This is a genomic window from Acidovorax sp. AC410 (genome assembly GCF_979253235.1).
On the sequence record NZ_CEEDCG010000001.1, the window covers coordinates 1,055,296 to 1,067,654 of the forward strand.

The following is a 12,359-nucleotide window of genomic DNA, read 5'->3' on the forward strand; positions in this document are numbered from 1 at the left end:
AACCCCCTCAGCGCGCCAGCACCGGCGCCAGCGCCACCCCCGTGTGCGTCCCCAGTTGCACCACCGCTTCGGGTGCAGCAGCGGCCACGATGCGCCCCCCTTCCTTGCCCCCTTCGGGCCCCAGGTCGATGATCCAGTCGGCCTCGGCGATCACATCCAGGTCGTGCTCGATCACCACCACGCTGTGCCCGCCATCGACCAGGCGGTGCAGCACGCGGATGAGTTTGTCCACGTCAGCCATGTGCAGGCCCACCGTGGGCTCGTCCAGCACGTAGAGCGTGTGCGGCGCCTTCTGGCCACGGCGGCCCACCTCGTCGCGCACCTTGGTCAGCTCGGTCACGAGCTTGATGCGCTGCGCCTCGCCACCCGAAAGCGTGGGCGAAGGCTGGCCCAGCGTGAGGTAGCCCAAACCCACGTCCTTGAGCAGTTGCAGCGGGTGCGCAATGCTGGGCATGGCGGCGAAGAAGCCCACGGCTTCGTCCACCTCCATCTGCAGCACGTCGCCGATGCTCTTGCCACGCCAGGTCACGGCCAGCGTCTCGGGGTTGAAACGCGCGCCATGGCAGGCCTCGCAAGGCACTTTCACATCGGGCAAAAAGCTCATGGCGATGGTGCGGATGCCCTGCCCTTCGCAGGTCGGGCAGCGGCCCTCGCCGGTGTTGAAGCTGAAGCGCCCGGCCGCATAGCCGCGCGCCTTGGCCTCCAGCGTCTCGGCAAACAGCTTGCGGATGGTGTCCCAGAAGCCGATGTAGGTGGCGGGGCAGGAGCGTGGCGTCTTGCCGATGGGGGTCTGGTCCACTTCCAGCACCCGGTCCACCGACTCGAAGCCCGCCAGGCCCGTGCAACCCACCAGGGCCGGGGCCTTGCCCGCATCCATGGCGTCGCGCCCGGCCTTGGTCGAGCGCTGCTGCACCCAGGCCTGCACGTTGGTCAGCAGCACGTCGCGCGCCAGCGTGGACTTGCCCGAGCCGCTCACACCGGTGACCGCCACCAGGCGGTGCAGCGGCACCGTCGCGGTCACGTTCTGCAGGTTGTGCAGGTGCGCGCCATGCACGGTGAGCCAGCGGATGGCGGCACGCGCCTTGGCATCGTCCAGGGCCTGTGCAGTGAGGGCCGCAGCCTGCGCGGCGCGCTTCTTGACCGCTGCGCTCTGGCGCCCCTTGGGCGCATCCACGGGATCGCCCAAGGCGGCGTCGGCGGCGCTCAGCTCGCTGGGCAGCATGCTGCGGCGCAGCTGCAGCGGGTGCTTCATGGCGTGCAGCAGGTAGCGGCCGGTCTGCGAGTCTTCGGCGGCCGTGATGTCGGCCACGCTGCCTTGCGCCACCAGGCGCCCGCCGCGCTTGCCCGCGCTCGGGCCGATGTCGATGATGTGGTCCGCGCGGCGGATGGTGTCCTCGTCGTGCTCCACCACCACCAGGGTGTTGCCCTTGTCGCCGAGCTTGTGCAGCGCGTTGAGCAAAATCTGGTTGTCGCGCGCATGCAGGCCGATGGTGGGCTCGTCGAGCACGTAGCACACGCCCTGCAGGTTGCTGCCCAGCTGTGCCGCCAGGCGGATGCGCTGCGCCTCGCCGCCCGAGAGCGTGGGCGCGCCGCGGTCCAGTGTGAGGTAGCCCAGGCCCACCTCTTCGAGGAATTCGAGCCGGCTCTTGATCTCGGGCACCAGGTCGCGCGCAATGTCGGCCTCGCGCCGGGTCATGCCGCCTTCGATCTGCAGCGTCTCGACCCAGCGGCGCACATCGGTGACCGACAGGGCCGCAATGTCGGTGATGCCGATGCCCGCAAAGCGCACGGCACGTGCCGTGGCGTTCAGGCGCGTGCCCTGGCAGCCGGGGCAGGCCGTGTCGGCCAGGTCTTCGACCTCGGGCTCGGCAAAGGTCTGCTCGCGGCCTTTTTCCTTGTCGTCCTGCACCGAGTCGTCGAACACCTTGCGCTGGTCCTTGGTGAGCTTGACACCCGTGCCCACGCAATCGGGGCACCAGCCGTGCTTGCTGTTGTAGCTGAACAGGCGCGGGTCGAGTTCGGCGTACGAGGTGGCGCACACCGGGCAGGCACGCTTGGTCGAGAAGGCCTGCAGCGTGCCGATGGCCGCCGTGGGCGTGCCGGCGAGCATGGCCTCGCGCAGGCCGTCGAGGCTGCTGAGCACATGCACCACGCCCTTGCCGTGCGTGAGCGCCTGCGCGAGCGATTCACGCAGCAGCGCCTCGCCCTCGGCCGACACATCGATGCTGGCCACGGGCAGCTCGATGGTGTGTTCCTTGAAGCGGTCGATGCGCGGGAAGCCGGTGGTCGGCAAAAAGTTGCCGTCCACCCGCAGGTGCGTGAAGCCGCGCGGGCGGGCCCAGTCGGCCAACTCGGTGTAGACGCCCTTGCGGTTCATCACCAGCGGCGCCAGCAGGCCGATGTGCTGGCCACGGAAGGTGCGCATCAGCTGCGCGGCAATGCTCTCGGGCGTCTGCGGCTGCACGGCGGCACCGTCCTTCACGCAGTGCTGCGTGCCGAGCTTGACGTACAAAAGGCGCAGGAAGTGCCAGACCTCGGTGGTCGTGCCCACGGTGGACTTGCGTCCGCCGCGCGACAGGCGCTGCTCGATGGCCACGGTGGGTGGTATGCCGTAGACGGCGTCCACCTCGGGGCGGCCGGCGGGCTGCACGATGCTGCGCGCGTAGGCATTCAGCGATTCGAGGTAGCGGCGCTGGCCTTCGTTGAACAAAATGTCGAAGGCCAGCGTGGACTTGCCGGAACCGCTGACCCCCGTCACCACGTTGAAACGGCCACGCGGGATGTCCACGCTCAGGTTCTTGAGGTTGTGTTCCTTGGCGTTGATGATCTCGATGGCGTTCTTGGCGGTATTGGCCTGGCCGGTATGGGCCAGGCGCTGCTGGTTGCGCAGCACCGCCGCCTTCTCGTGTACCGAGTGACCGCCGGCACCCAGGGTCAGCTCGTAGTCGCGCAGCGCCTGGCCGGTGTGGGAGGTGGCGTGCTGGCGCACGTCCTCGGGCGTGCCCTCGGCCACCACCAGGCCGCCGCCGTCACCACCCTCGGGGCCCAGGTCGATGAGCCAGTCGCTGGCACGGATCACGTCCAGGTTGTGCTCGATCACGATCAGCGAATGGCCTGCGTCGATGAGCTTGCGCAGCGCACGCATGAGTTTGGCGATGTCGTCAAAATGCAGGCCGGTGGTGGGTTCGTCGAACAGGAACAGCGTGCCCTTGCGCGCAATCGCCTGGCGCGACTTGGCCGCCGTGCGCGCCGCCTCGGCCAAGAAGCCCGCGAGCTTGAGGCGCTGCGCCTCCCCGCCCGAGAGCGTAGGCACGGGCTGGCCCAGGGCCACGTACTCGAGCCCCACATCCACGATGGGCTGCAGTGCGCGGATCACGTCGCGGTCGCTGGCGAACAGGTCGGCGGCCTCGGCCACCGTGAGGGCCAGCACGTCGGCCACATTGAGCGCGCGGCCACCGCGCTCGATGGTGATCTCCAGGATCTCGGGCCGGTAGCGCTTGCCGTCGCAATCGGGGCAGCGCAGGTACACGTCGGACAGGAACTGCATCTCCACATGCTCGAAGCCCGAGCCGCCGCAGGTCGGGCAGCGCCCGTCACCGCTGTTGAAGCTGAACTTGGCGGCGGTGTAGCTGCGCTGCTTGGCCAGGGGCGCCACAGCGAACAGCTCGCGGACGCTGTCCCACGCGCCCACGTAGCTCACGGGGTTGGAGCGTGCCGTCTTGCCGATGGGCGACTGGTCCACGAACACCACATCCGACAGGTGGTCGGCGCCCAGCATGCGCTCGTGCGCGCCTGGCGAGTCGGTGGCCTTGCCGAAGTGGCGCAGCAGCGCGGGGGCCAGCACGTCCTGGATCAGGCTCGACTTGCCCGAGCCGCTGACGCCCGTCACGGTGACCAGGCGCTGCAGCGGGAACTCCACCGACACGTCCTTCAGGTTGTGCTCACGCGCACCTTCGAGGACCAGGCGCGGCGTGGCCTCGGTCACCATGCGCTTGAAGCCGAAGCCCACGTGCTTGCGCCCGCTGAGGTAGGCGCCCGTGAGGGTGTCGGCATGGCGCAGGTCGGCCGTGGTGCCATCGAAGACGATCTGCCCGCCCAGGCGGCCGGGGCCGGGGCCCATGTCGATCATGCGGTCGGCCGCGAGCATCACGGCCGGGTCGTGCTCCACCACCACCAGGGTGTTGCCCGCATCGCGCAGGCGCAGCATGGCCTCGGTGATGCGGTGCATGTCGCGCGGGTGCAGGCCGATGCTGGGCTCGTCGAGCACAAACAAGGTGTTGACCAGCGAGGTGCCGAGCGCCGTGGTCAGGTTGATGCGCTGCACCTCGCCGCCGCTCAGCGTGCGGCTTTGCCGGTCCAGCGTGAGGTAGCCGATGCCCACGTCGCACAGGTATTTGAGGCGCGTGGTGATTTCCTCGAACAGCAGCTTCAGGGCCTGGGCGTCGCCCTCGTTGCCCTGCCCGCCTTCGGCCACGAAGTCGATGCGGTCGAAGAAGCGCCGCAGCCGGTCGATGGGCAGCAGCATCAGGTCGTGCAGGCACAGGCCCGGCAGGGCTTCGAGCTGCGCGCGGCTCCATTGCACGCCCTCGGGCATGAAGCGCCGGCCGGGTTCGAGCACCGCGTCGGCCGCATCCTTGCTGCCGATGCGCCACTGCAGGCTCTCGGTCTTGAGGCGCGCTCCCGCGCAGGTGGGGCATGGCGTGTAGCTGCGGTACTTGGACAGCAGCACCCGGATGTGCATCTTGTAGGCCTTGCTCTCCAGGTACTCGAAGAAGCGCTTGATGCCGTACCACTGCTTGCTCCACTGCCCATCCTTGTAACCGGGCGTGCCGCCGATGACCCATTTCTTCTGGTCCTCGGTGAGCTTGTTCCAGGGCGTGTCGCGCGGGATGCCAGCGCTCTCGGCATGGCGCATGAGGTCGTCCTGCGCCTCTTTCCAGGCCGGGGTCTGGATGGTCTTGATGGCGCCAGCGCGCAAGGTGAGCTTGTCGTTGGGGATGACGAGGCCATAGTCCACCCCGATCACGCGGCCAAAGCCGCGGCAGGTCTCGCAGGCGCCCACGGCGGAGTTGAACGAGAACATCGACGGAATCGGGTCGCTGTAGCGCAGGTCGCTGTCGGGGCAGTGCAGTCCGGTGGAAAAGCGCCACAGTTCGGGCTCGGCCTCGGGCGCATCGGCCAGGCGGTAGACATTGAGCCGCCCGGTGCCGCGCTTCAAGGCCACCTCGATGGCCTCGATCACGCGCGCCTTCTCGGCGTTGCCCAGGCGAAAGCGGTCGGCCACCACGTCCAGCAGCTTGCGCGGGCCGGTGGGCGTGGCCACCTCGCGCTCGGCCTGCACCTTGGTGAAGCCGCTGGCCGACAGCCACTGCTCGACCTGCTCGGCCGAGGTGTTGGCGGGCAGCTCGACCGGGAAGGTGAGCACGACGCGCGGATCGCCGCCCGCGGCGCAGCGGCGCTGCAGCTCGGCGTAGATGGTCTCGGGGCTGTCGTGGCGCACGGGCTGCGCGGTCACGCGGTCGAACAACTGGCCGGCGCGCGCGAACAGCAGCTTCAGGTGGTCGTTGAGCTCGGTCATCGTGCCCACGGTGGAGCGCGAGCTGCGCACCGGGTTGGTCTGGTCGATGGCGATGGCCGGCGGCACGCCTTCGACCTTGTCCACGGCCGGCTTGTCCATGCGGTCCAGGAACTGGCGCGCATAGGCGCTGAAGGTCTCCACATAACGCCGCTGGCCTTCGGCATACAGGGTGTCGAACACCAGGCTGGATTTGCCCGAGCCGCTCGGGCCCGTGACCACCGTGAGCTCACCGGTGCGGATGTCCAGATCCAGGTTCTTGAGGTTGTGCTGGCGTGCGCCGCGGATACGGATCAGTCCCTGGGTCATGGAGGCAGTCTTTCGAGGGTGAGGCGGGACATTCTAGGCACCGCCGCGCGCCCCGTCCGGCCGCATTCCAATAGCCCCTGGCGGTGCATCTACTGACAAGTCCTGTCACAGCGTCGGGTTATGCCGGTTCGCAAAGGGAGAACATCTGTTTAGAGTCACCAGATAATTCAAGGAGACGACCATGAACACCACATGGAAACAGTGGGGGACCGCTGCCGCCCTGGCGGCTGCTGCGCTGTGCAGCACCGGTCATGCACAGATCCTGATCGGGCAGACCGCAGGCTACTCGGGCCAGGTGGCGGCGGGCGTGAAAGAGACATCGGACGGTGCCAAGCTGTTCATCGATGCCGTCAACGCCAAGGGAGGCATCCACGGGCAGAAGATCGAACTGGTCTCGATGGACGACAAGTTCGACCCCAAGCTGGCGGGCGAGAACGCCCGCGTGCTGATCGAGGACAAGAACGTATTGGCCATGTTCCTCACGCGCGGCACGCCCCATACCGAGGCCATGATTCCGCTGCTGGACAAGCATGGCGTCGTGCTGGTCGGCCCCTCGACGGGGGCCATGGTGCTGCACCAGCCGGTGCGCAAGAACATCTTCAATGTGCGTGCCACCTACCAGCGCGAGGCCGAAAAGGCCATGACCCACCTGGCCTCCATGGGCATCAACCGCATCGCGGTGATGTATGCCGACGACAGCTTTGGCGCCGATGGCGTGGCGGGTGCCCAGAAGGGCCTGGCCGCCAGCAAGCTGACCGCCGTGGTGCTGGAAAAGTTCGACCGCGCCAAGCCCGACTTTGCGCCCATTGCCGCCAAGGTCGCCAAGGCCCAGGCCCAGGCCGTGCTGATGGTCGCCTCGGGCTCGGCCGTGGTGGATGCCGGCAACGCACTGCGTGCCGCGGGCTCGGGTGCGCAGATCGTGACCTTGTCCAACAACGCCTCGGGTGGCTTCATCAAGAGCCTGGGCGCCAATGCGCGCGGGGTGATCGTGACCCAGGTGTACCCGAATGAACGGGCCGTCACCTACGGCATGGTCAAGGAGGCACAGGAACTGGCCAGGGCCAAGGGCCAGAACGAGATCAGCCCGGCCATGCTCGAAGGCTTTGCGGCCGCCAAGGTGCTGGTGGAAGGCCTCAGGCGCGCGGGCCCCAAACCCACGCGCGAGAAGATCCAGGTGGCGCTGGAGGGCATCCGCAAGCTCGACATCGGCGGTCTGGAACTGAGCTATGGCCCCGACGACCATACCGGGCTCGATTTCGCCGACCTGTCCATCATCGGCACCGACGGCAAGTTCCGCCGCTGAGCTCCTGTCTTGGGAGAGGGGGTGGCGCCAGTTGCCTGTTTTTGGCTACCATTTGTCACACCTTCACCCTACACTGCCACACACCTCCGACAGGGTCCCCATGAAGAACGTTGCCGCCGCCATCCACCCGTTCACGGCCAGCGCCGTCCTCGCCCTGCTGGCCATCGGGGGCGCGGCGCATGCGCAGATCCTGATCGGCCAGACGGTGGGCGTAACCGGCTCGGCCGCCGCCACCGTCCAGGAATCCATGAAAGGCGCGTCGCTCTACATCGACCATGTCAACGCACGCGGTGGCGTCGGCGGGCAGAAGGTGGAGGTCATCACCCTCGATGACAAGTTCGATCCCAAGCTGACGCTGGAGAACACCCGCACGCTGATCGAGCAGAAGGGGGTGATCGGCCTCTTCATGACGCGCGGCACGCCGCACACGCAGGGCATCGTGCCGGTGCTGGAGCAGCATGGCGTGGCCCTCATCGGCCCCTCCACCGGCGCCATGGTGCTGCACAAGCCGGTGCTCAAGTACGTGTTCAACGTGCGCGCCACCTACCAGCGCGAGGTGGAAAAAGCCATCACCCACCTGAACACCCTGGGCATCAAGCAGATCGGTGTGGTGCATGTGGACGATACCTTCGGCGCCGACGGGCTGGCGGGCGCGCAGGCAGGCTTCAAGGCCAACAGCATCGAGGCCCTGTTCATCGAGAAGTTCGACCGCGCCAAGCCCGATTACTCCGCCATCGCTCCGCGCGTGGCGCAAAAGCAGCCCCAGGCGGTGGTCTTCATCGGCACCGGCGCGGCCGTGGTGGACGGGATCAAGGCCTTGCGCGCTGCGGGCGTCACCGGGCAGATCGTGACCCTGTCGAACAACGCCTCGGGCGGCTTCGTGAAGGCCCTGGGCGACAGCGCGCGCGGCGTGGTGGTGACCCAGGTCTTCCCCTCCGAACGCTCAGTGAACTACGCGCTGATCAAGGAGGCCATGGACCTGGCCAAGGCGGGCGGCGTGAGCGAACTGACCCCAGCCATGGTGGAGGGCTTCGTCAGCGCCAAGGTGCTGGTTGAAGGCCTCAAACGCGCCGGCCCCAAGCCCGACCGCGCAAAGCTGCAAGCGGGCCTGGAGGGCATCCGCAACTGGGACATGGGCGGGCTCACCCTCTCCTACAGCGCCAGCGACCACTCGGGCCTGGATTTCTCGGACCTGTCCATCATCGGCACGGACGGCCGGTTTAAACGGTAGCGGGGACTGCACGGCCATCAGTCCAGCGGGCATCTCCGACTGGCATCGGGCCGCAGCACAGGCCCACGGCTTGTGAAACTGGCGCTGCCTAAGCCAGTGCCCGCGTGCAAGGGCCGCCCCGCCGCACCGGGGGCGTCCCCCTCCCGACTCGCGCAGCGAGTCGAGAGAGGGTGAAGGCGCGCAGCGCCTCAGGGGGTGCTTTTTTCAATGCGCTGCGCTGGCCCCGGAGGCAGGCGCGGCGGGCACATGCAGGGAGTCGCCGCCATGCTGCTCGCCACCCATGTCCACCTTGTCACCTGCCTTCATGATGACGAACAGCGACAGGGCCGCAAACAGCACGAATCCGACAACGATCTTCCACATGGCTCATATCTCCTGAATGTTTTGAGGGGGTTGCTTGAATGCTTGTTCAACAAAAGGGCCTCGCAGCTCCGCATGGTGCGTGCGAGGCCCTTTTCTGGAACACAGTGCCCGCCCCGGGGGAGGCAGGCACTGGTCGCAGTTGCCGTAACCGTCAGTCGTTGGCGTAGATGTCCACGTCCTTGGTCTCGCGGATGAACAGCGTGCCGATCACCAGGGTCATGCCCGCGATGATGATGGGGTACCACAGGCCGTTGTACATGTTGCCGGTCTGGGCCACGATGGCGAAGGCCGTGGTGGGCAGCAGGCCGCCGAACCAGCCATTGCCGATGTGGTAGGGCAGGCTCATCGAGGTGTAGCGGATGCGGGTCGGGAACATTTCCACCAGCATGGCGGCAATGGGACCGTAGACCATGGTCACCAGCAGCACCAGCCAGAACAGCAGCACCACCGTCAGGACCTTGTTGGTCTTGGCAGGGTCGGCCTTGGCGGGGTAGCCAGCGACCTTCAGGTCATCGGCCACTTCCTTCTTGAAGGCAGCGATGGCCTTGGCCGACGCTTCGTCGAACTTCAGGTTCACCACCGTGCCGGTGGGCGCCTCGACCGTCTTGTTACCGATCTTGACCACGGCCTTGGAGCCTGCGGGGCCGGCCACGTTGTCGTAGCTCACCGAGTTCTGGACCAGGTAGCGCTTGGCGATATCGCAAGAGCTGCGGAAATCGATCTCACGAGCTACCGGGTTGCCCTGGAAGGAGCAGGAGGCGGGGTCGGCCGTCACCACCACGCCAGCCGTGGCCTGGGCCTTGGCCAGATCGGGGTTGGCGGCTTCGGTCAGTGCCTTGAAGACGGGGAAGTAGGTCACCACGGCCAGCAGGCAACCGGCCATGATGATGGGCTTGCGGCCGATCTTGTCCGACAGCGTACCGAACACCACGAAGAAGGGCGTGCCCAGCAGCAGTGCGGCAGCGATCAGCAGGTTGGCGGTGGTGTTGTCCACCTTGAGCTGCTGCGTCAGGAAGAACAGCGCGTAGAACTGGCCCGAGTACCAGACCACGGCCTGGCCGGCGGTCAGGCCCACCAGCGCCAGGATCACGATCTTCAGGTTCTTCCATTGGCCGAAGGATTCGGACAGCGGTGCCTTCGAGGTCTTGCCCTCGGCCTTCATCTTCTGGAAGGCTGGAGATTCCGACAGCGACAGGCGGATCCACACCGAGATGCCCAGGAGCAGGATGGACACCAGGAACGGAATGCGCCAGCCCCAGTCCTGGAACACGGCTTCGCCCAGGCTCAGGCGCACACCCAGGATCACCAGCAGGCTCAGGAACAGGCCCAGCGTGGCCGTGGTCTGGATCCACGAGGTGTAGGCACCGCGCTTGCCGTGCGGGGCATGCTCGGCCACGTAGGTGGCGGCACCGCCGTACTCACCGCCCAGCGCCAGGCCTTGCAGCATGCGCAGTGCGATCAGGATGATGGGAGCGGCCACGCCGATGGTGGCGTAGCTTGGGAGCAGGCCGACGATGAAGGTCGCCAGGCCCATGATCAGGATGGTGACCAGGAAGGTGTATTTGCGCCCGATCATGTCGCCCAGGCGGCCGAACACGATGGCGCCGAAAGGCCGCACCAGGAAACCCGCCGCGAAGGCCAGCAGCGCAAAGATGAAGGCCGCGCCCGCATCCAGACCGCTGAAGAACTGCTTGGCAATGATGGCTGCGAGCGAGCCGTACAGATAAAAGTCGTACCACTCGAAAACGGTGCCGAGCGACGAAGCGAAGATGACCTTCTTCTCTTCGGCGGTCATCGGCCGCGGTGCGGGATGGGTTGCCATGGTTTGTCTCCTGTGTGATGTATTCAGACCGCCCTCTGGTGCGGCTGCCCACATTCTTGGAGATTGCACTGACCACCCTCTGACGCGAAACCAACAGGGGCTTTCACCAAACTGACCGCGCTCTGACAACTTAGGGTGAAACCCTTGGGGCCGCTTTCAGCATGCGAGAAGGCGAGCACGGAGGGCGGTGTTTACCCCAACAGGCTGCCAGGCACGCTGTCAGGAAGGGCCGGCCAGCCCACCGCCATCAACCCTTGGTCGCGAGACCCGAAAGGAGCGTCGCAACACCATCCCAGTCCGACCCCTCGAACCAGGCATCGCCATCTAGGTAGGCACGCAGCATGGGCAGGCCATCGAGCCCCCAGAACAGCTTGCCGTCCACCGCGAAGGCGGGCACGCCGAACACCCCGGCCGCCTGCGCGGCCTCGGTGTTGGCGCGCAGCAGCGCCTTGGGGCCCTCGCTCGCAATGTCCTGGCCGGGCCGCAGTTGCTCGGCCAGTGCGGCGGCCAGATCGGCCATGCGCGCCGGGTCCAGCGCGTCGCGCCCGCCCTGCCAGACATGGCGCAGCACCGTGCCTGCCACGTAGCGGTTGATGGTGCCGTCGTCGCTGCAGGCCAGCGCCTGGCGCAGCAGCGGCAGCGGGTTGAAGGGGTGGCGCGCCGGCATCTGCAGGCCGATGCCGTGGGCATGGCCAAGCCAGGTCACGTGGCGGTAGGTCCAGTCGCGCTTGGGTGCAATGCCGGCGGGACCCGGGTTGGCGTGCTGCGCCAGCAGGGCGCCGAGCAGCACCGGCTGGTAGGCCACGCTGTAGCTCAGCCCTTCGAGCACCTCGGGCAGGCGCTCGAAGGCCAGCCAGGCATAGGGCGAAATGAAGTCCAGGTAGAAGGTGATGCGTTTCATGGCGAGGTCTCCTTGGCGCCCGATGGAATGCCCGCGCGCAGCAACAACTGCCCCCATACCGAACGGCGCACGGCGCTGTCGGCGCCGCCCCAGATGCGGATCTCGTCCAGCGTGCGAAAGCAGCCCTCACAGTAGCTGCGGTCGGGCGACATGCGGCACACCGAGATACAGGGCGATGGCACGGGCTCCGTGCTGCGGGCGTCGAAATGCCCGTCCGCCCCGATCCGGCGGGCGTGGTTGGTCAGCAGCTCGACCGGGTTCATGCCGCGGCAGGTGGCACGGGCTCCTGCACCACATCCACCACGGGTGCGCCAGTCAGGCGCGTGAGGTCGTTCGGGTGCAGCGGGAACACGCTGTGCGGGTGCCCGGCCGCGGCCCACACCACGTCAAAGCGCAGCAGGTCACGGTCTATCAGCGTGACGGGCGGCGTGGCATGCGCCAGCGGCGACACGCCACCGATGGAAAAACCGGTGCGCGCCTTGACGAACTCGGCATCGGCCCGGCCGACCTTGCCCACATGGGCCTCGACCTTCTTCTCGTCCACGCGCCGGTCGCCCGAGGTCACCACGAGCACCGCCACATCGTCGCTCTTGCGCCGAAAGATGATGCTCTTGGCCACCTGGCCGACGAGGATGCCCAGGGCATCGGCCGCCTGCTGCGCGGTGCGCGCCGCATCGTCGAGCATCTGCGGCATGTGCGGATGGCCCTGCGCCTGCAGCGCCGCAGCCACCCGTTGCACGCCTTCCGGCAAGTTCTTCAGTTCCGCTCCGCACATATCCAAAGTTCCCGCACTGGTCATGGTGGGGCGGCACGGCGCCGCCCGCTGGTCCCCCATTGTCGGGCCTTCCAGGCCCC

8 protein-coding genes are annotated in these 12,359 nt (G+C 67.4%); 2 read left to right on the forward strand and 6 right to left on the reverse strand.

Features of this window, described 5'->3' with window-relative positions; genetic code table 11:
* Nucleotides 1-7 precede the first annotated feature (7 nt).
* Complete coding sequence (gene uvrA / locus AC0IZS_RS04845; RefSeq protein WP_471634613.1) at nt 8-5,884, reverse strand: excinuclease ABC subunit UvrA; 5,877 nt, start codon at nt 5,882-5,884, stop codon at nt 8-10.
* A 181-nt stretch (nt 5,885-6,065) separates the two neighbouring features.
* Here uvrA and AC0IZS_RS04850 point away from each other — a divergent pair, with 181 nt between their 5' ends.
* A complete protein-coding gene (locus AC0IZS_RS04850; protein WP_471634614.1) occupies nt 6,066-7,187 on the forward strand; it encodes an ABC transporter substrate-binding protein in 1,122 nt (373 codons plus the stop codon).
* A 100-nt stretch (nt 7,188-7,287) separates the two neighbouring features.
* On the forward strand, nt 7,288-8,418 hold the full coding sequence (locus AC0IZS_RS04855) for an ABC transporter substrate-binding protein (protein ID WP_471634615.1): 1,131 nt from the start codon (nt 7,288-7,290) through the stop codon (nt 8,416-8,418).
* Between the two features lie 204 nt (nt 8,419-8,622).
* Here AC0IZS_RS04855 and AC0IZS_RS04860 read toward each other — a convergent pair whose 3' ends face one another.
* The 5 genes from AC0IZS_RS04860 to AC0IZS_RS04880 all read right to left on the reverse strand — a co-directional run bounded on the left by AC0IZS_RS04860 (nt 8,623) and on the right by AC0IZS_RS04880 (nt 12,279).
* Nucleotides 8,623-8,781 (reverse strand): hypothetical protein, encoded by a 159-nt coding sequence (locus tag AC0IZS_RS04860; protein WP_007858372.1) that lies wholly within the window; start codon nt 8,779-8,781, stop codon nt 8,623-8,625.
* A gap of 151 nt (nt 8,782-8,932) precedes the next feature.
* The gene (locus tag AC0IZS_RS04865; protein WP_471634616.1) at nt 8,933-10,603 is read right to left on the reverse strand and encodes an MFS transporter; all 1,671 of its coding nucleotides are present in this window, start codon (nt 10,601-10,603) and stop codon (nt 8,933-8,935) included.
* Between the two features lie 247 nt (nt 10,604-10,850).
* Nucleotides 10,851-11,504 carry a 2-hydroxychromene-2-carboxylate isomerase gene (locus AC0IZS_RS04870; RefSeq protein WP_471634617.1) on the reverse strand — a complete coding sequence of 218 codons (654 nt, stop codon included), beginning with the start codon at nt 11,502-11,504 and terminating at the stop codon, nt 10,851-10,853.
* Nucleotides 11,501-11,767: a DUF1289 domain-containing protein gene (locus AC0IZS_RS04875; RefSeq protein WP_471634618.1), complete on the reverse strand. Its 267-nt coding sequence runs from the start codon at nt 11,765-11,767 to the stop codon at nt 11,501-11,503. Before AC0IZS_RS04875 ends, AC0IZS_RS04870 begins: the two co-directional genes overlap by 4 nt.
* Nucleotides 11,764-12,279: a YbaK/EbsC family protein gene (locus AC0IZS_RS04880; protein WP_471634619.1), complete on the reverse strand. Its 516-nt coding sequence runs from the start codon at nt 12,277-12,279 to the stop codon at nt 11,764-11,766. The genes AC0IZS_RS04875 and AC0IZS_RS04880 overlap by 4 nt, the downstream gene beginning before the upstream one ends.
* Between the last annotated feature and the right edge of the window lie 80 nt (nt 12,280-12,359).